Source organism: Nonomuraea sp. 10N515B (assembly GCF_052245915.1).
Taxonomy (GTDB): Bacteria; Actinomycetota; Actinomycetes; order Streptosporangiales; family Streptosporangiaceae; genus Nonomuraea.
In genome coordinates, this window is record NZ_JBQQBQ010000020.1 from 64,967 (window position 1) to 88,153 (window position 23,187).

The window sequence follows — 23,187 nt, forward strand, 5'->3', positions numbered from 1 at the left end:
CATCTGTAACAGATCGATGAACGGGGAACTCATGGCTGACTACGGCCACGACCTGCTGTTCGGGTCGTTCATCACCCCTGCCAACACCGCGCCCGAGCACGTGCTGGACCTGGCGCAGGCCTCTGAGGAGGCGGGACTGGACCTGGCCACCTTCCAGGACCACCCCTACCAGCCGGGCTTCTTGGACACCTGGACGCTGCTGAGCTACGTCGCGGCCCGCACGGAGCGGATCCGTGTCACGGGCAATGTGATCAACCTTCCGCTGCGGCCACCCGCCGTGCTCGCCCGCGCGGCGGCCAGCCTGGACCTGCTCAGTGGCGGCCGCTTCGAGCTCGGGCTGGGCGCCGGGGGGTTCTGGGACGCCATCGAGGCCATGGGCGGCCGCCGGCTGAGCCCCGGCCAGGCCGTGGACGCGCTCGATGAGGCCATCGACATCATCCGCGGCGTCTGGGACGCGGACAACAAGACCCGTCTGCGCGTGGACGGCACGTATTACCAGGTCGAGGGCGCCAAGCGCGGCCCCGCCCCGGCGCACGACATCGGGATCTGGCTGGGCGCCTACAAGCCCCGGATGCTGCGGCTGATCGGCCGCAAGGCCGACGGCTGGATGCCGTCGTTGCCGTACGTCCAGAGCCTGGACCAGCTCGCCGAGGCGAACGCGACCATCGACGCGGCCGCCGTCGAGGCCGGCCGCGACCCCTCCGCCATCCGCCGGCTGCTCAACATCGGCGGGAAGTTCGGCCCGCCCAGCGACCGGCTGCTGTCGGGCCCGCCCGAGCAGTGGGCCGAGCAACTCGCCGCGCTGACCCGCCAGTACGGCTTCTCCGACTACATCATCATGGGTGACGACCCGGCGACCCTGGAGATCTTCGGCCGGCAGGTCGCGCCGGCCACCCGCGAACTGGTGGCCGCCGCCCGCCAGGCGAAGGCAGGGGTCTGAGGTGGACTACGGCCAGCCGCTGCGGTTCGGCGCCTTGATCGACGCCTCCTCGCCGCAGGAGGCCGTCGCCCACGCCACGCTGAGCGAGGAGCTCGGCCTCGACCTGGTCGCCGTCGGCGGCCCGGGTGACGACGACCACGACGATGCCATGCTCGATGTGTGGACGCTGATGAGCTGGGTCGCGGCCCGCACCCGCACGATCGGCATCACCGGCGTGCTCGACGCCGGATCGTGGCACCCCGCGGTGCTGGGCCGCTCGGCCGCCAGCCTGGACCTGCTGACCTCCGGCCGGCTCGGCCTGGCGCTGGCCGCGTCGAGCCGGGCGCATCAGGCGGCGGTCTCCGTGGGGCTGCCTCCCGCGCAGGCGGCCGCCGCGCTGGACGAGGCGATCGAGGTCGTGCGCGGCATCTGGGCGATCGATGAGCAGGCGCCTTTGCGTCTGGAGGGCGAGCACTACCGCCTCGACGGCGCCGAGCGGGGGCCGGCGCCTGCCCACACCGTCCCGGTGTGGCTCGGCGGCACGCAGCCGGAGCTACTGGAGCTGGCCGGCGCCCAGGCCGACGGCTGGCTGAGCGTTCTCGGCGACCTGGCGGAGCTGCCCGTCCGGCAGAAGACCATCGACGAGGCGGCGGTGCGCGCGGGACGGGACCCGCGGGAGATCCGCCGGCTGGCCGTCATCCCGGTCTCCGGGCGGCCTGGGGCCGGCGAACTGGCGGCCCTGGCCATCGAGCACGGCATCAGCACGTTCCTGCTCGCCGGCGCGGGCGTCGACGAGCTGCGCCGTTTCGCCGAGCAGACCGCGCCCGCGGTGAGGGAGGCGGTCGCCGCCGACCGCGCCGCACGCGGGCTGGCCGAGGCCACCATCCCCAGCCTGCGCGTTCGCCGGCTCCGTCATCGGGACATCGACTACGACGCCGTGCCCGCGCACCTGGCGCGGGTCGAGCCCGGTGACGCCGGGTACGCCCGCGTACGCTCGACCTACCTGCGGGGCGGATCTCCCGGCCTGGTCCTGCGGCCGGGCACACCGGGCGAGATCGCCGACGCGCTGGCCTTCGCCCGCGCCCAACCGGTGAAGCTGGCCGTCCGCAGCGGCGGGCACGGCATCAGCGGCCGCTCCACCAATCACGGCGGCATCGTCATCGACGTCTCCCGCCTGAACGCCATCGAGATCCTCGACGAGCCGACCCGCCGCATCCGCGTCGGCCCCGGCGCCCGCTGGAGCGACGTGGCAGCGGCGCTGGCCCCGTACGGGTGGGCGCTCAGCTCGGGCGACTACGGCGGCGTCGGCGTCGGCGGGCTCACCACCGGCGGCGGCATCGGATGGCTGGTACGCGAGCACGGCCTCACTCTCGACCACCTGCGTGCCGTGGAGATGGTGCTGGCCGACGGCACCATGGTCAGGGCCGATGACACCGAGCACTCCGAGCTGTTCTGGGGCGTGCGCGGGGCGGGGGCGAACTTCGGCGTCGTCACCGCCTTCGAGTTCGAGGTGGACGAGGTCGGAGACGTCGGCTTCGCGCAGTTCGCGATGGACGCCTCCGACACGGCGGGGTTCCTGCAGAGCTGGGGTGCCGCCATCGAGGCCGCGCCCCGGGATGTCACGGGCTCGCTCATCATGGGCCGGTCTCGCCCTGGCGAACGGGTGATCGCCCAGCTCATGACCGTGGTGGACGCGGACGACGCCGAGACGGTGATCAGCCGGCTCCAGCCCATCGCCGCCGTGGCCCCGCTACTCGACTACAGCATCCAGATCCTGCCGTACGCGGCGATCATGAACGTGCCGCCCGGCACGCACGCCGGCCAGGGCGAGCCGGTGACCCGCTCCGCGCTCGCCGACCACCTCACGCCCGAGCTGGCGGACGCCGCCGCCCGCCTGATCGGCAGCGGTGAGCTGTACTTCTTCCAGATCCGCGCGGTGGGTGGGGCGGCCTCCGACGTCCCAGCGGACGCGACCGCGTACGCGGGCCGGTCGGCGAACTTCCAGCTGGTGGCCTTCGGCTCCAGCCGCGCCCGGCTCGACCGCCTCTGGGATGAGCTGCGGCCGCACTTCTCCGGGATCTACATCAACTTCGAGACCGACCTGCGGCCCGAGCGTCTCCACGACGCCTACCCGGGTGAGACCCTGCCGCGGCTGCGCGCGCTCAAACGCCGCTACGACCCCGGCAACGTCTTCCGCGACAATTTCACCATCACCCCGGCAACCTGATCAGGCGGTAGCGCACCGCAACAGATCATGTGCCCCGGACTCAACGAGGAGAGAGGACCCGCGTGCCGCACTACAGCAGGCTCTGCAAGATCGTGATCGATGTCAACGAGGCCGACCATGCCAAGGAGGTCGGATTCTGGCAGGCCGCGACCGGTCAGACGCTGACGCAGTTCGCCGGCTTTCCCGAATACCACGGCGCCGACCTGGGCAGCGGCGAGTTCGGGCTGCTGGTCCAGCGGCTCGAGGAGGGGCCGAGCCGGGTGCACCTCGACATCCACACCGACGACGTGGAGGCGGAGGTCGCCCGGTTGGAGGGACTGGGGGCGAAACGCGTGCGTCGAGATCGTTGGTGGGTCATGCGGGACCCGGCAGGCCTGCCGTTCTGCGTCATACCGGATCCTCCGGGCACGCTCAATGACGACAACGCCCACCGTTGGGACGACGCCGAGTAGCCGGCCGACCGCTTCCGGCATGCAGCCCGTCCGCTGATCGAAGGTGGATCATAGACCGTATGAACGCCATCAGGCTCACGCAATACGGCACCGGGGGCGGCTGCAGCTGCAAGATCCCTCCCGGCGAGTTGGAGGACCTGGTCGCCGGGCTCACCCCGGTCTCGTCTCCGACGGCGGGCCGGATACTCCTGGGGATCGACCAGGGGGACGACGCCGCGGTGCTCCAAATGGAAGGCGAAGGCCGGGCCATCGTCGCGACGACGGACTTCTTCACCCCTGTCGTGGACGATCCGTACGACTTCGGAAGGATCGCGGCCACGAACGCGCTCTCCGACGTCTACGCCGTCGGCGGCGAGCCCGTCATAGCCCTGAACCTCCTCGGCTGGCCCCGCGGCGTCCTCCCCCTGGAGCTCGCCCGCGAGGTGCTGCGCGGCGGGTCCGCGATGGCGCAGGCGGCGGGGTGCCATCTCGCGGGGGGCCACAGCATCGACGACCCCCACCCCAAGTACGGGCTGGCCGTCACGGGCCTGGCCGCCCCCGGCCGGCTGCTGCGCGTGGACGCGGGCGAGCCCGGGCTCCCCCTCACCCTGACCAAGCCTCTCGGCCTCGGGGTGCTCAACACGCGGCACAAGGCGACGGGGGAGGTCTTCCCCGAGGCGGTCGCCACGATGACGACCCTCAACCGTGACGCCTCCCGGCTGGCGCTGGCCGCCGGGATCCGGTGCGCCACCGACGTCACGGGCTTCGGCCTGCTCGGCCACCTCTACAAACTGGCCAGGGCGAGCGGCGTGACCGCGGTCGTCCACAGCGCCGCCGTCCCCTACCTGGACGGAGCCCGCGAGGCCATCCGCGACGGTTACGTCAGCGGCGGATCCCGGAGGAACCTCGACTGGGTCTCCCCCCATGGCGACTTCGGCGACCTGCCGGAGGACGAGCTGCTGCTCCTCGCCGACGCGCAGACCTCGGGCGGCCTGCTCGTCGCGGGCGAGATCCCCGGATTCCCGGTGATAGGCGAACTCGTCCCTCGCGGCGAACACCTGCTGATCGTGAAATAGCCGCGCTGATCGTGAACGAGCCGTGAGCCCCGGCTCGGGCAAGCGCGCCCGAGCCGGCACCTTCAGGTTCGTGAGGTCGGGAACCGCTCGGCGAACGCGGCCCGGTTCGCCGAGTCCGGCATCCGGTCCCATACGGCGAACACCACCCGCTCGAACACCGCCGCGAAGGCGCCGCCCTCGGCCAGGTGGGCGTGGAAGGCCCCGGCGACCTCGCGTGGATCGTTGCGGAACACACCGCAGCCCCACGCCCCGAGCACCAGCGCGCGGGCGCCGTGATGCGCCGCGACGGCCAGGACGCGCCCCGTCCGCTCGTGGAGCGCCTGCCGGATCCGCTCACCCGCACCCGGGTCGCGGCGCAGCACCTGCCCGGCGTTGGGCGCCGGTGAGGTGAGGAACGAGACCAGGAACGGCTCGGCCAGCAGCCGGCCGCCCTCGTCACGGTGCACCGGCACGCCGGGCGACCAGATGACGCGGTGGCTGTAGAGCAGATCGGGCGATGCCCGGTGCGCGGCGTAGTAATCGGGCGCCTGGAGAAGGCACGGGTAGAGCAGGGCGTGGCGGCACAGGTCCTCCTCCTGGGCCTTCGCGCCGCCGAGGTAGCCGCCTCCCGGGTTGCGGGCGGAGGCGAAGTTCAGCACGGCGATCCCGGCCGCCCCCTCCCGGTGCAGCCGCCGCGCCGCCTGCAGGCTGCTCTCGCCGGTGACCTCGAAGACCGTCCGGTACGCACCGGCCGCCGGCCGATCCAGAGGGCCGTCCGGCGGGTGACTCACGGTTCCGGCAACCGCGGCCCGCAGCACGGCACCCACCTCCACGGCCGTGCCGTCGGCGGCCGAGTACGAGCCTTCGGCGACGATCCGCTCGTTGTCGGCCGCGACCTGGCGCAATCTTCCACTCACGCGGCCCTATCGTAGATCGTGACCTCTGCTCACACCGAGTGGTTTTCTCCCGGCTTCGGCGCGGTCTGTGCGGGCGCCGCGCCGGCGCCGCCGCCGTCGCGAATCCAGACGGTCATGTCGGAGAGGCCGCGGTTGGCCCAGGAGAAGTAGGGCACTGCGGTCAGTGCGGCGCTCCGTTGGCCGGGCGAGTGGCTGCCGTACAGCTGGTCGCCGGCGGTGGCGTCGGCGGTGGCGTCGGCGTGCAGGGTGACCACGCCGGTCCGCTCGTCGGGGACTGCGCGGATGGGGACGTCGCGGGCGAGGGCGAGGGTGTGGACGGCGTGGTCGTGGTCGACGCCCTCCAGGCAGAACACGACCGGCCCGCGCTCGAGGGCGACCTTACCGGCGGCGGAGACGACGGCGGGGTGTGCCCAGGTCCGGCGGACTTCCATGCCGAGGTCGATCTCGACCAGGTCGCCGGCCCGCCAGCGGCGGGACAGGGTGAGGTAGCCGTCGCGCAGGATGGGCTGGTGAACGGGTTCGCCGTTGACGGAGACGGCGGGTTGCCGGCTCCAGCCGGGGATGCGGATGGCCAGGGTGAACTCGGCTTCGTCGTCGGCAGGGGCGACGGTGACGGTGAGGCGGCCGTCTTGGGGATAGCGGGTGTCCTGGCGGAGGGTGACCTCACCTCCGGAGAGGGTGAAGCGCCCAGTGCCGGCCACGTACAGGTTGACGACGGCTTCGTCGGGTCCCTGGGCGTAGACGTAGCGGCCGAGCTCGCTGATCAGCCGGGCGAGGTTGGGCGGGCAGCAGGCGCAGTCGAACCATTCCTGCCGGGCGACGATGCCGCCGCTCGCGAGCGGGTTGCCGTAGAAGTAGCGGGTGCCGTCGGCGGAGGCGCCGCTGAGGACGCCGTTGTAGAGGGCACGTTCGAGGGTGTCGATGTAGTGGCCGTGGCCGGTGAGGTTGCTCATCCGCTGCGCCCATTGGACGAGTCCGATGGAGGCGCAGGTTTCGGCGTAGCCGTGGGCGTCGGGCAGGTCGTAGGCGGGTCCGAAGCCCTCGATGCTGGGGTCGGAGCCCATTCCGCCGGTGATGTACAGCTTCTTGGTGGTGAGGTTGGTCCACAGTCGCCGCACGGCTTGGAGCAGCCGGTCGTCGCCGTACTCGTCGGCCAGGTCGGTCATCGCGCTGTACATGTACATGGCGCGGACCGAGTGGCCGACGACCTCGGCCTGGTCCGCTACGGGCTGGTGGCTCTGGTTGTACTCGCGGAACCGCCGCGTCTGCTCGGGTCGCCGGGGCAGCGTGGTGCCGAAGTAACCCGGGGTGCCGCGGCGCTGCAGCTCCAGCTCGTAGTAGTAGGGCTGCTGTCCCCGCCACTCGATGAGCCGGCGGCTGAGGTCGAGGTAGCGGCGCTCGCCGGTGACGCGGTAGAGCTTGACCAGCGCGAGCTCGATCTCCTGGTGCCCGTCATAGCCTCCGGCGCAGGGGCCGTCGGGGCTGAAGACGGTGTCGATGAGGTCGGCGTAGCGCCGCACGATGTCGAGCAGCCGGGTCTTGCCGGTCGCCTCGAAGTGGGCGACGCCGGCTTCGATGAGATGGCCGGCGCAGTAAAGCTCGTGGGCGTCACGCAGGTCGGTGAAGCGCTGTCCCGGCTTGACGACGGTGAAGTACACGTTGAGGTAGCCGTCATCCTGCTGCGCACCGGCCAGCAGCTCGATCGCCTCGTCGACGGCCTGGTCCAGCTTGGGGTCATCGGTGGTGGCCAGGCAGTGGCTCGCGGCCTCGATCCACTTGGCGACGTCGCTCTCCCAGAAGATGTGCGGCTCGTGCGGGTCCCCCGGCCGCCACGTCAGGGTCAGCGCGTCGAACTGCTGACCGGGCCGGCGCATCTGGCCTTCTTGCTGCCGCAGCGTACGGGTGCGGATCAGCTCACGGCGTGGCGTCCAGAAACGGTCATCAATAGTCACGGCGGTCAGCGGCAGCGGTTCGCGCGTGCGCATGGCAGCGGCAGAGGTCATAGTCATGACGGCTCCCAAAAAGGTTGTCCAAAAGGCCGATCTCCGCAGCCTGTCACGAGGCCGGAGCGGTAGGGAGGACCGCGGTGCCCCAGACGTAGGCGAAAGAGACGAAAGCGGGCAGTGCCACGCCGAAGACGGGGACCAACCCCGGGACGACGTAGTACACGCACAGGATCACGCCGACCGCGAGCAGTGTCACCATCGCCTGGACCGGGCGGGCGAGGACGAGGATCGCACTGCGGCGGACGAGCGCCAACGGTCCTTCGGCGAAGTGGGCGGCGAGGATCCACACGTTCACACTCATACCCGACACGAACAGGGTGATCAGCCAGAGCGCCGCGCCGAGCAATGGCTCGACGACACCGAGGTCGGCGATTTCGAGGAGTCGCCGGTCCACCAGGAGCACCGCCCAGGCCGCCGTGAAGACGTACCCCACCACGTTGGCGGTGCGGAACTCCTGCCGCCAGAGCCGGCGGAATTCGCCAGGCCGGGCGGACCCGAGGAGCTCGCGGCGGATGACGCCGTACACGGCGGCGGTCGCCGGGAAGACGCCGAGCACGATGCCACCGGCCAGGCTCCAGAACACCCACAGCAAGTGCAGCTTGAGCAGCAGCAGGCCCACCTCGCCCGCCCTCGTGTGCCAGGTGAGGACGCGTTTCATCAGCCTTTCACCGACCCGATGAGGACGCCCTTCTCGAAGTAGCGCTGGAGGAACGGGTAGAGCACCAGGACCGGGAGACTGGAGACGACGATCACGCCGTACTTGATCTGGTCGGCATACTGCTGGTCGTAGCCGACGCCGCTGCCTCCGCCGGTTCCGGCGCCTCCGGCGAACGCCTGGTTGGACAGCAGGATGTCACGCAGCACGATCTGCAGCGGCTGCAGGCTGTTGTCGCGGACGAACACCAGGCCGGTGAAGAAGTCGTTCCAGTGCTGGACCAGGTAGTACAGGCCGATGACCGAGATGATCGCCTTGGACAGCGGCAGCGCGACCTTGGCGAAGTACTGCAGATAGGAAACCCCGTCGATCATCGCCGCCTCGAACAGCTCCTTCGGCAGCGAGTGCTCGAAGAACGCCCGGGCGATGATGAGGTTGTAGACGTTCACCGCGGGCGGCAGGATGAACACGAGCCAGTTGTCCAGCAGGCCAAGATCGCGATAGAGCAGATACGTCGGGATCAGGCCACCGTTGAAGAACAGCGTGAACACGAAGAACAGCATGAGGACCCGCCGTGGGCGAAACTCCGGCCGCGACAACGCGTACGCCGCCGGGAGGGTCACGACGAGGTTCAGCGCGGTTCCGACCACGCTGTAGAGCAACGTGTTGCCGTAGCCCGTCCAGATCCGATCGTCGTCGAAGATCTGCTGATACCCGAAGAAGTTCACCTCTTTCGGCCACAGCCACACCTCGCCGGTGGAGATGAGGGACGGGTTGCTCACCGAAGCGATCATCACGAAGTAGACCGGGTAGACGACGGCGAAGAGGATCGCCACGCACAACAGGCCGAAGACGAGCATGAAGACGACGTCGCCCGGTGTCTTGTTGCGGAGGAATCCCTTGCTCTGCACGTGGGTCGCGCTCACCACAGGCTCCAGTTCGATACGCGGCGGGCGATCGCGTTCGCGGCGATCAGGAACACGAAGTTGATGACCGTGTTGAACAGGCCGATCGCGGTGGCGTAGCTGAACTGCGTGCTGAGGATGCCGATCTTGTAGACGTACGTCGCGATGACCTCGGATACCGGCAGGTTCAGGGTGTTCTGCATCAGCCACACCTTCTCGAACCCGGTGTTCAGCACACCGCCCATGGTGAGGATGAGCAGGACCACCATGGTCGGCACGATGCTGGGGACGTCGACGTGCCGGATGAGCTGCAGCCGGTTCGCGCCGTCCACTTTGGCCGCCTCGTACAGCTGAGGGTCGACGCGCGACAGCGCGGCGAGGTAGATGATGCTGTTCCACCCGCAGTGCTGCCACACGTCGGAGATCACGTACACCGGCACGAAGGCCGACGTGTCGCCGAGGAGGTTCGCCTCGTCGAGGCCGAAGACGGCCAAGACCTGGGTGAGCAGTCCGGTGGACGGGTTGAGGAACGCCTGCAGCATGCCGACGATGACGACGATCGAGATGAAGTGCGGCAGGTACGTCGCCGTCTGCATGAGCCTCTTGCGCCGGCCGCCGGCGATCTGGTTGATCATCAGCGCCAGCACGATCGGTGCCACGAACCCGACCACCAGCGTGGTGATGCTGATGACGAACGTGTTCCGCAGCAACGTCCAGAACATCGGGCTGTCGAAGAACTGCTGGAAGTACTTCAGGCCGGCCCATTGCCCGCCGGTGAGACCCGCGGTGAAGTCGAACTCGCGGAAGGCCAGTTGGATGCCGTACATCGGCACGTACATGAACAGGCCGACGAATCCCACGGCCGGCAGGACCATGAGCCACAGTTGCCAGTACCTGCTCACATGCCGGCCGAGGCCCAGACGGGATCGCCTCTGGGCCACCGCCACCGGCTTGCGGGCTGCGACAAGAGTCTCCGTCATCAGCGCGTCTTCATGTACTCGTCGTAGTAACGCTGGTAGACGTCGATGTTCTTCTGCAGGCCGGCGTTCTGGATCTGCTGAACGTACTTGTCCCACTGATCCTCGATGCCGCCCTTGGTGATCCACTCGGCGAACTTCGGCATCGTGGAGTTGGAGATCGTGGTGTTGTTCAGCGCCAGCTGGTTCGTATCCTCAGGCGTCATCTGGATGAACTGGAACGGATAGACGTCCTTGGCCGGATCCATGTTCGCCAGCGCCTTCTCCAGCGGCTTCGTCTGTTCGACGGCCTCGTCCAGGTCGGCCGGCAGCTTCAGCTCGATGTCGTCCCTGATCCAGGTAGGACCGTTGTCCGCGATGGTGACCGTCCACTTCCAGGTCGACGGGTCGGTCTTGGGATCGGCCGGCGGGAGCACCTCGTACTCGTTGTCGCTGATCTTCTTGACGTACCGGCCGAGATCGCCGAACAGCACCTGCAGCGACATCTCCTTGTCGTAGAAGGCGTTGATGACCTTGAGCGCCGCTGGTTTGTTGCTCGCCTTCGCGGACATGACGATCTGGTTCGACGGGAAGTTCTCGTTGTTGGAGTCGTACGTCCAGGCCACCGGCGTCGTCTGGCCGGCCTCCGCGAGCAGCGGCGGCATCGCGACGTACTGGTCGGCCAGCTGGGCGCCGAACCGGTCGCTGGCCGTCCAGCCCCAGCTGAAGCCGACTTTGGCCACGTCTCCGGACCCGCGGCCGACCGCCTGGTACGCCGAGTAGTCCTGCGTCATGACGTTCTTGCTAATCAGGCCCGCGGCGTAGCAGCGGTGGAGGAACTGGACCACCCGCTTGTAGCGCTCGTCGACGAGGAAATTGCCGACCTTGCCGTCCTCGAGGAAATAGCCCTGGCCACCGCCGCCCGCAATCGGCAGGCCGAGGCTGCCGAGCAGCACGCTCGGCTGGAAGTACCCGAAGCCGCCCGTGCCGACCGGCGACCAGTCCATCGGGATCTCGTCGTTCTTGTCACCGTTCCCGTTGGCGTCCTGTTCCTTGAACGCGACGAGCACGGTGTAGAGCTCGTCCCAGGTGGTCGGCATCTCCAAGCCGAGGTTGTCGAGCCACTGCTTGTTGATGTACTGGTGCGTGACGGTCTTCGGCCAGAACCGCTTGTAGCCCGGGACCGCGTAGACCTCGCCGGTGGTCAGCGTGGCCATCGACTTCAGCTCCGGCTTCGCCGCGAACAAGGCCTTCACGTTCGGCAACGCGTCCAGGTCGTCGGCCAGGTTCTCGAACAGCGTCCGGTACGTGCCCATGTCGGCATTGGTGATCGCGTTGGTGCCGACGATCAGGTCCGGGACGTCGCCGGCCGCCAGCATGGTGGACTTCTTCTGGTCCCAGTCAGCCGAGATCTCCTGCCACTGGATCTTCACACCGGCGATTTTCTCCAGCTGCTTGGTCCACTCCATCGTGTTCATGGGCTTCGTCAACGCATGTTTGTTGACCAAGATCCGCAGTGTGTTCGGATCGCTCGAGGAGTTCTTGCCGGAGCAGCCGGCGAGTGCGGTGAGTCCGGCCGCGACGACGAAGGCCCGGCGGGACATAGCGGGTGGAGTGGCCATGTGGTCCTCCTTGGGGGGGACGGAGGGAGTGACCCGGATCTCGCTGAAATGTTTCAGCGATGTTAGGTGCGGCCATTCAGCGTTGTCAATGACAAGACAACCGAGGCGACGAGGGACCGGCGAGTCAAGGTGTCGAAGGGTGGATCAGGCCGGTGCGGACGAGTCGCGGAGCACCAAGTGCATACCGGTGTGCACCTGCCGGGCCGCGCCGTCGTAACCGTCGAGGCGCTCGATGAGCAGGCGGAGGGCGGCGGCCACCATCTCGCCCTGATCAGGGCTCACCGTCGACAGCGACGGAACGGTGAACTCACCCTCGTCCGTGTCGTCGAAGCCGGTGACCGCGACATCCCCGGGGACGCGGATGCCGTGCGCGTGCAGGGACTTCAGCACGCCCACCGCAATTGTGTCGTTGACGCACACCGCGGCGTCGAACCTGGGGCCGGAGCGCCGCAGCAGCCCTGCCATCGCCTCGTAACCCGAGGCCCTGCGGTCCCAGTCCGAGCTGTTGGCGACGAGCGACGGTTCAGGCTCGACGCCATATTCCTCCAGGGCGGCGGCGAACCCGGCGTACCTGTCCCCGGTCGGGACGACACCAGCCGGACCGTTCCAGACGTACGCGAGCCGACGCCGGCCGGTGGCGAGCAGATGCCGAGTGATCGCCACGAATCCCGCGTATTCCCCCATCAACACACAATCAAGCGTTTTGATCGGAGCGCCGCCGAGGGCCACCGCTGGGCGCCGCAGGGCGCCACCGGCCAGTATCTCGTCGGACAGGTGGTGCGGGCAGATGATGACACCGTCGACGTCGGCGGTCGTCACGCCGAGGACCGCGTCGCGTTCGCCGGCCCTGTCGGGGGCGATCCGCAGCGTGCTGGTGAACCCGCGCTCGGCCAGGGCGAGGATGAGACGCTCGGCGTTCTCCGCGAAGTAGGGCTGGTGGAGGTTCGGCACGACGACGGCGATCCGGCCGGTCCGGCCGGAGGCGAGCCCACGTCCGGCCTGGCTCGTGGCATGTCCCACGTCGTAGCCGACCTCCGCGATCGCGGCCTGAACCTTGGCCCGGGTAGCAGCCGAGACATGCGGGCGTCCGAGGAGGACGTTGGACACGGTCTTCGCCGAGACCTCGGCCCGCGCGGCGACATCCGCGAGCGTCGGGCGCCTCATCGGGGACCTCGGCCGAGCGTGGACTCACGGCGCACCAACTCGACCGGCGACACGACCGCGCGAGGCTGTCGCGGTGCCGTGCCGGCGAGGCGATCGGTGAGCAATTCCAGTGCGCTGCGTGCCAAGCGGGCCGGCCCGGGGTCGATGGTGGTGAGCGACGGGGTCGAGAACCGTCCGTCCTCCAGGTTGCCGTAGCCGACGGCCGCCACCTGTCCCGGAACGTCCACTCCGTGCTTGACGAGCGTCGCGAGCGCCCCGAGCGCCACTTCGTCGTTGGCACACACCAGCGCGTCGACGTCCGGATGCCGCTCCAGCACGTGCCCGGCGGCTCGCGCGCCGGCGCGCCGGTCGGCCACCTCTCCGAGATCCACCCACGGTACGGCAGCGGGGTCGATGCCGGACTCGGCGAGCGCCGCGCGCATCCGAGGCTGATTCGCTCCGAGCAGAGCCGGGCGCGACCGGCCCATCACGGCGAGGTGGCGAGCCACCAGTGCCGCCGCCTCCGTGACGTCCTCATCGACACTGTCCACTTCAGCCGCGCCGCCTTGCACGACGACTACGGGGCGATCGTCCAATCCATCGCTGACCAGTGCTCCCGAGCCGATGCACACCACGCCGTCGAACGTCTTCCCCCGAGCGGCGAGGACCGCCTCCAGCCGGATCAGATCGCCGTGCGTCGGCTCGACGGCGGCGAGCAGGCCGCACCGATCCGCCTCGGTGACGAGCGCCTCGACGAGACCCGCGAGATACGGGCGGCGCAGCTCGGTGACGGCGATGCCCACGACCCCGATCAGCCCGGTCCTGAGCGCCCGGGCGGTCCGATTCGGAACCCAGCCGAGCTCGTCGATCGCCGCATGCACCCGGTGCACCTTCTCCGGACGGATGTGCGGTTCGCCATTGACCACGCGCGAGACTGTCTTGATCGAGACGCCGGCCCGATCCGCCACCTCCCGCATCGTCACGCGCATGCGTACAGCGTAGGTCACGTCAGCAGCTCTCAGCATTTCGTTAGGACCACCGCGGACGCCCCACCATGGGGCATACGCCTTCGAGCGCCCGCTGCACGCCGCAGCGGAGCGCGGCTCGCCGGAGGTGGTCGATCAGCTCGTGATGCCGGTGACCGCGGTTCCCGACTTGGTGACGTAGTAGGTCACGGTCGCGCCGCTCCAGAAGTGGAGGGTGAGCGTGACCCGTGAGCCGTCATTGACCTCGGCGAAGAAGGCCGGTCGCAGGGTGATGGTGTTGGCGCTGTAGTCGGGCGCGAAGGTGACGTCGAACTCCTTGAACGACGTCCAGTTGTGGGGGCCGGCGTTGCTGCCGTCGGCGTACTTGGCCTCCATGGTGGCGAGCTGGTCACCCCTGAAGGTGGTGGGGATGGCGAAGGAGCTCGTCGTTCCGGTCGCGTTCTGCACTGTCGGCGTGTCGTAGGTGATGATGTCGATCCGCCACGGGACGCCCTGGGAGAACCGAGCCGACAGCGTCGCGTTGACGCCATAGGCCCGGGAACCCGTCAGGCGGGTGAGCGCGGATGCCGTGAACGTGAGCTGGTCGCCCGAGACGGTGTAGTCGGTACCGCGCACGAGGTCCGTGCTGCCCTGGCGGATCCCTGCGAACGAGGTGCCGTTCAGGTTCAGCGTGAGCGTCTTGCTCGTGATGGGGGACGCCTTCGCGTTGAACACCTGATCCGACGAAGCCGTACCCGAGCGCGTCGTCCAGCTGGACTTGATCTGGGCGAACAGCTCGGGATCGGCCCACTGGTACGAGGTCCGGTTGAAGTGCTGGCCGTTGTCCCACAGCATGGTGGTGATCTGCTTGCTACGCGCGTAGTGGCCGAGGAACTCGAAGAACTTCAGTTTCTCGCCCTGTTGGATCGTGCCGGTGTGCCGGTCGAAGCCAAGGAGACCGTACTCGCCGATGATCACGGGGATGCCGCGGGCCGTGAAGGCGTTGTGCACCCGGTCGAAGGCGCCGGTCAGGTCCTGCTGCACGGTGGCGTCGAAGCGGGTGCCGCCGGCGACGTTGACGCTGAACGGCCAGTATCCGTAGAAGTGGACCGTCGCGATGAGGTCGGGGTCGTTCATCGCGTTGAACGTGCTGACCAGCTCGTCGACCCTGGCCTGGTCGGCCGACGTGTGCAGGGTCGGCAGGACGAGCAGCCGCGTCGCGTTGTTGCCGCCCGACTGGCGCACGATGGTGCGGAAGGACGTATTGAGTTCGTTGAGGAGCGTCGCGTTCTGGGCGTCTCCGGAGCTGCCCGTGAACGTCGGCTCGTTGACGCTCTCGAACAGCAGCTTGGGAGAGGAGCTCCGGAACGTGCCGGCGATCTGGGTCCAGATCGCGTTGTAGCGAGCCAGGACGTTGGTCCGGTCGCCCGGCATGTTCTGGATCCACTGCCACGAATCGTGATGGATATTGATCATCACGTAGAACCCCTCGGCGAGGGCCCAGTCGACGACCTCTTTCACCCGGTTCATGTACGTCGCGTCGATGGTGTAGTTGGGCGCTCCACCCTGGTGCTGACCCCAGGTCACCGGGATCCGGATGCTGTTGAAGCCCTGCGCCCTGACGTTGCGGAGCAGCGCCTGGGTGATCCGCGGGTTGCCCCATGAGGTCTCGTCCGCGCCGGTGGCATCGAGGGAGTTGCCCAGGTTCCAGCCAGGCTGCATCGCGGCCACGACAGCCTGCGCGTTGCCAGGCGTCGACGTCGGAGTCGTCGTTGGCGTGGCCGTCGGGGTGGCCGTCGGGGTGCCGCCGGTGCCGCCGCAGGCCACGCCGTTGACGGTGAAGGCGGAGGGGCTGGTGTTGGCGCCGCTGTAGCTGCCGTTGAAGCCGATGGTGACGCCGGCTCCCGTTCCCAGGCCCGGGGCGTACGACGGCGCGGTCACGGTCACGGTCTGGCCGGATTGCGTCCAGGTTCCGCCCCAGCCCTGGGTGACCTGCTGATTGCCAGGCCAGGTGTAGCGCAGCGTCCACGGGCTGACCGGGTCGCCGAGGTTGTTGATCGTGATGTTGGCGCCGAACCCGCTGCCGTTGTCCCATGCCTTCGCATAGGTCACGGAACAGGCGACCACCGCGTGGGCAGCGGGCGAGGTGACGGCCACCCCGATCGCCGCCAGCAGCGCGGCCGCTGCGGACAGAACCCACAAACGTAATGTCTTCACCTTCATGCCTCCATGGAAGGAGCGCCCTGTGGGAGCGCAGTGATGAGCGGGTCACGCCACCTGGCAGGCGGCTGCGTTGAGGGTGAAGGAGGGGGGTTCGGTGGTGTCGCCGGTGTGGGTGGCCTGGAAGCCGATGGTGGTGGAGCCGCCTGGCGCGAGGTCGCCGTTCCAGCCGGCGTTGGTGGCGGTGACCTGACCGCTGGCCGGCGTGTACGACGCGCTCCAGCCGTTGGTGATGCTCTGCCCGCCGGGCAGGGTGAACACCAGCCGCCAACCGTTGATCGCCGAGCTGCCGGTGTTCGTGATCGTGATGCTGGTCGTGAAGCCGGTGTTCCAGGTGTTCATCACGTACGCCACCCGGCACGAGCCCGATGACGTTGGTGTGCTCGTCGGGGTCACGGTCGGGGTGACAGTCGGAGTGGCGCCGCCGTAGATGGTGGCCTCCTTCGCCGTGGCCTTGATGCCGTTGGCGCCGTTGAAGATCCGCTGGCCCCAGGTGGTGAGCTGGTTGGGGTCGAAGCCGGCCGCCATGTCCAGGATCGGGTCGGTGTTGCCGCTCCAGGACCAGCCGAGGTAGCCGAGGCCCCGCGACACCGCTTCGGACAGCAGCGTTTCGTGGTCCACCTCGTTGGCGGCGAACCGCCAGCCGAACTCACCGATGACCAGCGGCCACCCGTTGTCCCGGAACCGGTTGAGGTAGTCGGTGATCGCCGCGGCGCTGTTGAACACGGCGTACATGTGGATGGACAGCACGGTGTTGTGCTTGCTGTCCGCGTTCAGGATCGTCTGGGCGTTGTCGCGCATGACGTACTGCCAGTCCTGGCCCCAGTTCGGCCCGTCGACCATGAGCAGGTGCTCGAAGCCGTTGCTGCGCATCTTCTGGATGGCGGCGGTGGTCGCGCTGGTCCACTGGCCGGCGTTGGTGTTGCCGATCGGCTCGTTGCCGATGTTGATGACGACGTAGTTCTCCTGGCCGACCAGGGCGCTCTTCTGGCTGATCCAGTAGTCGGCCGCCTCGTCGAGCGAGGCGGCCGCGCCCTCCTCGCCGTACCCGGTGGTGTCGTGCACCTCCAGGACACAGATCAGCCGGTTCTGCTTGCACAAGGAGATCACATTGGCGACGTCGGTGGACGGGCCCCAGCGCTTGCCGCTGCCCAGGACCACACGCACGGTGTTGGCCCCGAGCGCCTTGATGTCGGCGAACGAGCTGGTCCGGCTCGTGTACCAGACGTGTGGATGGTTGACCCCGCGCATGACGAGCTTCTGGCCGTTGGCCTCGACGATGTCCGTGCCGCTGACGTGGAGCCCCACGGCCGCGTGCGCGGGCGGAATGCCGGTGAACATGACGGTGCACAGCGCTACGGTTAAGGCGACGAGCGCCGCACCGACCGCGGCAAGCCACGGCATGGATCTCATGTCGAATCTCTCCTCGCTGATGTCGCGACGGTCGGCAACGGCGCGGGCAGCTGAGAGCCCGCTGAAACGCACCCAGAATGTACGCAGAGCTGCCACACCCGTACAGCGACTACCAGACCGTCCTGCCGCGGCCCATCAATGCCGGACCCAACCCCTTAACTGTTAAGCATCTGCCGAGCTGGGCGAATCCGCACAAAACGCAGCATCAAGGGTCGCCGCGGCAGCTCCCCCGAACCCGGCCTGACCATGAAAATTCCACACCAGACAGGTCCCTCTTCGTCGGCGCCGTGCACCATCCCACGATCAATCGGCGAGTTCGCCGAGCACCCGCACGTCCCACGCGCCGAGCGTCAACGCGCTGCCGGCGGGGACGGAAGCGCCGTCCACAACGTCCGACAGCTCCACCGGCACCGCGACGCGGGCGGGCTCCCAGCTCCAGTTGTGCACGACGTGGACGCGGCGCCCGTCCGGGGACGTCCCGGTGGTCGCGGTGACGGAGGCCGGGAGGTCCTGCCATCCGCTGACCGGGGACGGCGCCAGCCAGGTGGCGAGCGTGCGGGCGAGGTCGCGTCCGGGCACGGTGCCGACGTAGGTGACGCGGCCCGCGCCATGGCGGCGGGTGGTGATCGCCGGCCAGCGGCCGAAGTGCGGGTGGACGTAGGTGGCGAGCACGTCGGCGTCGGCGACGGTGAGGGCGTCGGCCCAGCGCGTGGCGGTCGCGTTGTCCGGCAGGGCGAGCGGGCTGCCGGGCGCGGCGCGGACAGGGAGGTCACGCGTCAGGTTGCTGAACTCGTCGTAGCGGACGCCGGCGGCCTCGGCGAGACGCGCGGGTGCGGGCTCCCGCCGCGCCCGGGCCTCGTGGTCGGCGTAGGCGGTGCGCGGACCGAGGACCAGGTGGCCGCCCGCGTGGGCGTAGGCCGCGAGCCAGTCGAGCGTCGCGTCGTCGACGACGTACAGGGCCGGGACGAGGAGGACCGGGTGACGTCGCGCGGCCTCTTCAGGCGTCGTCCCGGCCCGCCGGCCGCGGGGGTCGTGCAGCTGCCGGGCGTGGACGATCCGCACCTGGCGGCCGGCGTCGAAGGCCCCCCGGTAGAACGGGTCGAAGATCCGGTGGTAGGCGGCGGCGTCGGGGCCGCCATCGGAGGCCGGCAGCGGCGGGTGCTTCTGCATGAGCCACTTGCTCGGCAGCGAGTAGACCATTGTGATGTCGGCGTCCGGCTCCAGGCCGGCGACCAGGGGGCCGGCGGCTTCCAGCTCAGCTCCGAGCCGGGCGAGCTCCGCGTACGTGCGGCCGGGCTGGTTGCTGTGCGGGAGGACCCCGCCCCAGTAGGTCTCGAAGCCGAAGTTCAGCGTGTGCCACTGCCAGTACTCGATCATCCGGGCGCCACGCGCGATGTGCGCCCATGCGGCCTGCCGCCACTGGCCGTCGTAGGCCGGCCGGTTGTCCCACGGCGTGCCGATGTGCATGGCGTTGGTCTCGGTGACCAGGAACGGCTGCTGGCAGGAGGAGAACATCCGGTCCGCGGTCTGGTACATCGACCACACCCCGGTGGTCGCCCAGCCCTGCTCGACCTCGTCGGGGGTGCGATCGGGGAGTTCCAGGGCGTCCTGCATGAAGTAGTACGGGTTGCCCGCGGCCACGTCGAGGCGGTCGGTCAGCTCGTCGTCCTCGATCGCCGGACGGGTGTAGGAGATGCATGTCGTGACGAACTGGCCGGGCCGGGCGTACTCGCGGACGAGGTCGGCCTGCCAGCCGATGAACTCGTTCACCTGGCGGGCCTGGAACTCCCGCCACGCGACGTCGTACTGGGGTTGCACATTGCCGTCCGGGGTCCACAGGTCGGCCCAGGTCGACAGGCGGTGCGACCAGTAGACCAGGCCCCACTCGCGGTTGAGGGTCTCGACGTCGCCGTACGTGTCGCGCAGGTGATCAACGAACCGCTGGAAGACGCCGTGGTTGTGCAGCAGGTGCAGGCCCGGCTCGTTGTCCACCTGGAACCCGATGACCGCCGGATGATCGGCGTACCGGCCGACGACCTTACGGATCACTCGCTCGGCGTGGAACAGGAAGGCGGCGTGCGTGAAGTCGACCTCCTGGCGGGCGCCCCAGCCGATGCGCTGCCCGGTCGCGTACTCCCCCGTGATCTCCGGGTAGAGCCGGACCAGCCACGGCGGCACCGCGTACGTCGGCGTCCCCAGGATCACCGAGATCCCCCGTTCGTGGGCGCCGTCGAGGACCGGCTCGAGCCAGTCAAGGTCGAACCGTCCGTTCTCCGGCTCCCACGTGGACCACACCGACTCGCCGACCCGGATGACGTTGAAGTGAGCGTCGGCCATCAGGTCAAGGTCGATCTTGAGCTGGCCCGGGGACGGCTGGTACTCGTAGTAATAAGCAGCACCGAACAGGACGCGGGCGGGCCAGACCGCCATATGAAAACCTCCGAGGGGATGGATGGGGATATCGCGCAGCGGTGCCGGCGACGGGGTCATTGCTTGACGCCGCCGGTCGTCAAGCCGCTCTGCCAGTACCGCTGCAACAGCAGGAAGGCGACGACGAGGGGGACGACCGACAGCATGGAGCCGGTCACGACGAGCGCGAGCAGGTCGCTGTTCGCGCCGGCCCCGCCTCCGACGGCCTGGGACGCCCAGGAGGCGAGGCCGACCGTGATCGGGTACAGGTTCGGGTCGTTGAGCATGATGAGCGGAAGGAAATAGTTGTTCCAGGTCGCGACGAGCGTGAAGAGCACGACGGTCACCAGGCCGGGCGCCAGCAGCCGCATGGCGATCTGGAAGAAGATCTTGAGCTCGCCGGCGCCGTCGATGCGGGCGGCCTCGAGGATGCTGTCCGGGACGGCGTCCTGCGCGTAGATGCGCATGAGGTAGAGGCCGAAGGGGCTGACGAGCGAGGGCAGGATGACGGCCCAGGGCGTGTTGACCAGCTCCACCTTCGCGAACAGCAGGTAGGTCGGGATGGCCAGGGCGGTGGTCGGAACCATGATGGCGCCGAGCACCAGGTTGAAGGCGGCACGATCACCGCGGAAGCGGAACTTGGCGAAGCCGTACCCGCCGGCGGCGGCCAGGAGCGCGGCGCCGAACGCGCTGACCACGGCGTACACGACGGTATTGAGCAGCCAGTGCGTGAAGACCCCGTCGTCGTGGGTGAGGGTTTCCCCGATGTTGGCCAGCGGCTGCGGGCTGCGCGAGAACCACAGCCCGAAGGTCGTGAACAGATCCTCCGTGCTCTTGGTTGAGGAGACGACCAGCCAGAACAGCGGCAGGAGGAAGTAGGCCAGCGCGGCCAGCATGGCGATGGTCAACGGCGTGCTGCGCTTACGGCCGACCGTGGTCATGAGGTCCTCCTGCGGTTGGCGGTGAGCAGGACGGCGTAGGAGACGATCACGATGACCAGCCCCAGGAGGAAGGACACCGCGGCCGCGTAGTTGATCTGCTGGCTGGTGAAAGCCAAGGAGTAGGCGTACAGGTTGGCGGTGTAGGCGTTGTCGATGACGTCCGGGGCGAGGCGCTGCAGCAGGTTCGGCTCGTTGAACAGCTGGAAACTGCCGATCACGGAGAACACCAGTGCCAGCAGCAGCGCCGGCCGCAGCGCGGGCAGCTTGACGCTCCAGGCGATCCGCCAGGCGCCGGCCCCGTCCATCGCCGCCGCCTCGTAGAGCTCCTGGGGAATGGCACGGAGGGCGGCGTACAGCAAGATCATGTTGTAGCCGACGAACTCCCAGGTCACGATGTTCGCCAGGCTTCCGAGCATCCAGCCGCCGCTGAGGAAGGACGGCGCCGGCAGGTCCAGCGCCCTGCTCAGCTGGGCGAACGGCCCGTAGTCCGGCCCGTACAGATACCCCCACATGAGCGCGGCGACCACGCTGGGTACGGCGTACGGGACGAAGATGCCCAGCCGGACCACCCGCGCCAGCCGCACCAGCCCGCTGTCGAGCGCGAGCGCGAACAACAGCGCGAGCAGCAACATCACGGGGACCTGGATGACGAAGAACACCGCGACGCGCAGGACCCCTTGGATGAGGAGCGGATCCTGGACGGCGGTGACGTAGTTCTCCAGCCCGACGAACGTCGTTCCGCCGATGAGCCGGTTCTGGAACAGGCTGAGGTAGGCGGCGTAGCCGAGCGGAGTGAGGAAGAGCACCAGGAAGAGCACCATGAACGGGGCGACGAACAGCGGCCCCGCCACGCGTTTCCGGTCGCGTCGGTGACGTGTAGCCGCTGCTCGGTGCGGATGCTCGCGGGAGGCCGCGGGTATGGCGGTCATAGCCGGCCCTTTCTGCGGTGGCGCCGGGCCCCGCACCGAGTGCGGGGCCCAGCGGCGGTCACGGGGCGGTCACTGGCCCTGGACGGTGAAGCCCTGGCTCTTGGCGAACGTGGTGATCCGCGTCTGCCACTGGTCGAGCGCCGCGGCGGTGTCGCTCTTGTCGGCGAGGGACTTGCCGACGGTCTCGGTCCAGTCCGTCACCACCCGATCGAGGAACGGGGGCCACTGGAAGGAGAGGTTGACCGTGCCGCTGATGTCGGCGAACACCTGGTTGACCTGCTGGCCGCCGTAGAAGTCCGGCTTCTCGCCGACGTAGGTGGGGTCGGTGAGCAGCGCCTTCGTGGCCGGGAAGAAGAACTGCTTGGTGGCGAACAGCTTGGCGCTTTCGGGGTCGCTGTTGATGAACTGGGCGAACATCGCCGCCGCGATCGGGTTCTTGGTCGTCTTGGTGACCGCGCTGGTCGAGCCGCCCCAGTTGCCGGAGACCGGCTTGGCCGGGTCCCACTGCGGCAGCGGGGCCGCCCGCCACTTGCCCGCGGTGGACTTGGCCGCGCCGGACAGGAAGACCGGCCCCCAGGCCGCGGTGATCCAGGTGGCGTACTTGCCCTTGTTGAGCGCGGAGAACCAGGGGTCGGTGAAGTCCGGCTCGACGCCGATGACACCCTCCTTGGCCAGCCCGCCCCAGTACGTGGCGAGCTTCTTGGAGGTCTCGTCGTTGACCTTGATGGAGATATCGCTCTTGTTAGCGCTAACATACGGCTTGGCCCCGGCCTGCCACAGCAGGCCGTGCCAGGCGGCGGCCTCGTTCGAGGCGAGGTTGGTCAGATAGACGTCCGGGTCGGCCGCGTGGAGCTTGCGCGCCGCGGCGGCGAACTCGTCCCAGGTCTTCGGCACCTGGATGCCGTGCTTGTCGAAGATGTCCTGCCGGTACAGCATGCCCATCGGGCCGGTGTCCTGCGGGATCGCCCAAACCTCCCCGCCCGTGCCGCTGACCTGCCCCCACGTCCAGTCGACGAACTTGTCCTTCAGCGCCGACGCCCCATACGGCCGCAGGTCCAGCAGGCTGTCGGTGATCGTGAACGTCGGGATGTACTGGTACTCGATCTGCACCACGTCCGGAGCGCCGGTGCCCGCCTGCAGCGCGGTGCGGAGCTTCGTGTACTGCGGCACGCCCTGGCCGGCGTTGACCACCTTGACGTTGATCGCCGGATACTTCTTCTTGAAGAGCGCGACCTCTTGCTCGATGTCCGGGACCCAGGTCCAGAACGTCAGTTCGGTCGGGGTGGACATGGCCTTGTCGATCTCGGCCTGGCTCACGGCCGCAGCGGCGGGGGCGGAGGCGGCAGAGCCGCCGGTGCCACCACTGCCGCCGCCGCACGCGGCCAGGGCCACGCACAGCGACATCGCTCCGGCGGTGGCGAGGACAAGCCGACGGCTGATCGGGGGGTGACTTGATTGGGGCATGGGGGTACTC

General features: G+C 68.9%; 17 protein-coding genes and 1 pseudogene. 4 read left to right on the forward strand and 14 right to left on the reverse strand.

The annotated features are described in order from the left end of the window. Positions 1–31: 31 nt before the first annotated feature. The 4 genes and pseudogenes from ACTWQA_RS28190 to selD all read left to right on the forward strand — a co-directional run. Positions 32–928 (forward strand): annotated as a pseudogene (locus ACTWQA_RS28190) (LLM class flavin-dependent oxidoreductase); the annotation flags it as partial. A 13-nt stretch (positions 929–941) separates the two neighbouring features. Continuing rightward, positions 942–3,146 (forward strand): LLM class flavin-dependent oxidoreductase, encoded by a 2,205-nt coding sequence (locus ACTWQA_RS28195; RefSeq protein ID WP_443162082.1) that lies wholly within the window; start codon positions 942–944, stop codon positions 3,144–3,146. A 62-nt stretch (positions 3,147–3,208) separates the two neighbouring features. Next, positions 3,209–3,598 carry a VOC family protein gene (locus tag ACTWQA_RS28200; protein ID WP_443162083.1) on the forward strand — a complete coding sequence of 130 codons (390 nt, stop codon included), beginning with the start codon at positions 3,209–3,211 and terminating at the stop codon, positions 3,596–3,598. Positions 3,599–3,657: 59 nt separating this feature from the next. Next, entirely contained in the window at positions 3,658–4,653 is a 996-nt protein-coding gene (gene selD, locus ACTWQA_RS28205; RefSeq protein WP_443162084.1) for a selenide, water dikinase SelD, read from the forward strand. A 62-nt stretch (positions 4,654–4,715) separates the two neighbouring features. On the opposite strand, the gene ACTWQA_RS28210 is transcribed toward selD, so the two are convergent. The 14 genes from ACTWQA_RS28210 to ACTWQA_RS28275 all read right to left on the reverse strand — a co-directional run bounded on the left by ACTWQA_RS28210 (position 4,716) and on the right by ACTWQA_RS28275 (position 23,177). Further along, positions 4,716–5,549: a TIGR02452 family protein gene (locus tag ACTWQA_RS28210; protein ID WP_443162085.1), complete on the reverse strand. Its 834-nt coding sequence runs from the start codon at positions 5,547–5,549 to the stop codon at positions 4,716–4,718. Positions 5,550–5,578: 29 nt separating this feature from the next. Then, positions 5,579–7,558, reverse strand: coding sequence for a glycoside hydrolase family 127 protein (locus ACTWQA_RS28215; protein WP_443162086.1), 1,980 nt, complete (start codon positions 7,556–7,558; stop codon positions 5,579–5,581). 46 nt (positions 7,559–7,604) lie between these two features. Beyond that, entirely contained in the window at positions 7,605–8,213 is a 609-nt protein-coding gene (locus tag ACTWQA_RS28220) for a YesL family protein (RefSeq protein WP_443162087.1), read from the reverse strand. Beyond that, a complete protein-coding gene (locus ACTWQA_RS28225; protein WP_443162088.1) occupies positions 8,213–9,136 on the reverse strand; it encodes a carbohydrate ABC transporter permease in 924 nt (307 codons plus the stop codon). The genes ACTWQA_RS28220 and ACTWQA_RS28225 overlap by 1 nt, the downstream gene beginning before the upstream one ends. Continuing rightward, positions 9,133–10,095 (reverse strand): ABC transporter permease, encoded by a 963-nt coding sequence (locus ACTWQA_RS28230; protein ID WP_443162089.1) that lies wholly within the window; start codon positions 10,093–10,095, stop codon positions 9,133–9,135. Before ACTWQA_RS28230 ends, ACTWQA_RS28225 begins: the two co-directional genes overlap by 4 nt. Continuing rightward, complete coding sequence (locus ACTWQA_RS28235; protein ID WP_443162090.1) at positions 10,095–11,693, reverse strand: hypothetical protein; 1,599 nt, start codon at positions 11,691–11,693, stop codon at positions 10,095–10,097. Before ACTWQA_RS28235 ends, ACTWQA_RS28230 begins: the two co-directional genes overlap by 1 nt. Before the next feature lie 144 nt (positions 11,694–11,837). Continuing rightward, positions 11,838–12,857, reverse strand: coding sequence for a LacI family DNA-binding transcriptional regulator (locus tag ACTWQA_RS28240; RefSeq protein WP_443162091.1), 1,020 nt, complete (start codon positions 12,855–12,857; stop codon positions 11,838–11,840). Further along, positions 12,854–13,825: a LacI family DNA-binding transcriptional regulator gene (locus ACTWQA_RS28245; protein WP_443162092.1), complete on the reverse strand. Its 972-nt coding sequence runs from the start codon at positions 13,823–13,825 to the stop codon at positions 12,854–12,856. The genes ACTWQA_RS28240 and ACTWQA_RS28245 overlap by 4 nt, the downstream gene beginning before the upstream one ends. A gap of 132 nt (positions 13,826–13,957) precedes the next feature. Continuing rightward, a complete protein-coding gene (locus ACTWQA_RS28250; RefSeq protein WP_443162093.1) occupies positions 13,958–16,018 on the reverse strand; it encodes a cellulase family glycosylhydrolase in 2,061 nt (686 codons plus the stop codon). A 51-nt stretch (positions 16,019–16,069) separates the two neighbouring features. Then, positions 16,070–17,434, reverse strand: a complete 1,365-nt coding sequence (locus ACTWQA_RS28255; protein ID WP_443162094.1) for a cellulase family glycosylhydrolase — start codon at positions 17,432–17,434, stop codon at positions 16,070–16,072. A gap of 303 nt (positions 17,435–17,737) precedes the next feature. Next, complete coding sequence (locus ACTWQA_RS28260; RefSeq protein ID WP_443162095.1) at positions 17,738–19,864, reverse strand: beta-galactosidase; 2,127 nt, start codon at positions 19,862–19,864, stop codon at positions 17,738–17,740. 56 nt (positions 19,865–19,920) lie between these two features. After that, positions 19,921–20,784 carry a carbohydrate ABC transporter permease gene (locus ACTWQA_RS28265; protein WP_443162096.1) on the reverse strand — a complete coding sequence of 288 codons (864 nt, stop codon included), beginning with the start codon at positions 20,782–20,784 and terminating at the stop codon, positions 19,921–19,923. Continuing rightward, positions 20,781–21,713, reverse strand: a complete 933-nt coding sequence (locus ACTWQA_RS28270; protein ID WP_443162097.1) for a carbohydrate ABC transporter permease — start codon at positions 21,711–21,713, stop codon at positions 20,781–20,783. Before ACTWQA_RS28270 ends, ACTWQA_RS28265 begins: the two co-directional genes overlap by 4 nt. A gap of 69 nt (positions 21,714–21,782) precedes the next feature. Then, positions 21,783–23,177, reverse strand: a complete 1,395-nt coding sequence (locus tag ACTWQA_RS28275) for an extracellular solute-binding protein (protein ID WP_443162098.1) — start codon at positions 23,175–23,177, stop codon at positions 21,783–21,785. Positions 23,178–23,187 lie beyond the last annotated feature (10 nt).

What these genes read in the sequence shown, in the direction of transcription:
- selD (WP_443162084.1), top strand. Translation starts at nt 3,658, where the DNA reads ATGAACGCCATCAGGCTCACGCAATACGGCACCGGGGGCGGCTGCAGC.
- ACTWQA_RS28215 (WP_443162086.1), bottom strand. Translation starts at nt 7,558, where the DNA reads ATGACTATGACCTCTGCCGCTGCCATGCGCACGCGCGAACCGCTGCCG.
- ACTWQA_RS28220 (WP_443162087.1), bottom strand. Translation starts at nt 8,213, where the DNA reads ATGAAACGCGTCCTCACCTGGCACACGAGGGCGGGCGAGGTGGGCCTG.
- ACTWQA_RS28230 (WP_443162089.1), bottom strand. Translation starts at nt 10,095, where the DNA reads ATGACGGAGACTCTTGTCGCAGCCCGCAAGCCGGTGGCGGTGGCCCAG.
- ACTWQA_RS28235 (WP_443162090.1), bottom strand. Translation starts at nt 11,693, where the DNA reads ATGGCCACTCCACCCGCTATGTCCCGCCGGGCCTTCGTCGTCGCGGCC.
- ACTWQA_RS28240 (WP_443162091.1), bottom strand. Translation starts at nt 12,857, where the DNA reads ATGAGGCGCCCGACGCTCGCGGATGTCGCCGCGCGGGCCGAGGTCTCG.
- ACTWQA_RS28245 (WP_443162092.1), bottom strand. Translation starts at nt 13,825, where the DNA reads ATGCGCGTGACGATGCGGGAGGTGGCGGATCGGGCCGGCGTCTCGATC.
- ACTWQA_RS28255 (WP_443162094.1), bottom strand. Translation starts at nt 17,434, where the DNA reads ATGAGATCCATGCCGTGGCTTGCCGCGGTCGGTGCGGCGCTCGTCGCC.
- ACTWQA_RS28260 (WP_443162095.1), bottom strand. Translation starts at nt 19,864, where the DNA reads ATGGCGGTCTGGCCCGCCCGCGTCCTGTTCGGTGCTGCTTATTACTAC.
- ACTWQA_RS28265 (WP_443162096.1), bottom strand. Translation starts at nt 20,784, where the DNA reads ATGACCACGGTCGGCCGTAAGCGCAGCACGCCGTTGACCATCGCCATG.
- ACTWQA_RS28270 (WP_443162097.1), bottom strand. Translation starts at nt 21,713, where the DNA reads ATGACCGCCATACCCGCGGCCTCCCGCGAGCATCCGCACCGAGCAGCG.
- ACTWQA_RS28275 (WP_443162098.1), bottom strand. Translation starts at nt 23,177, where the DNA reads ATGCCCCAATCAAGTCACCCCCCGATCAGCCGTCGGCTTGTCCTCGCC.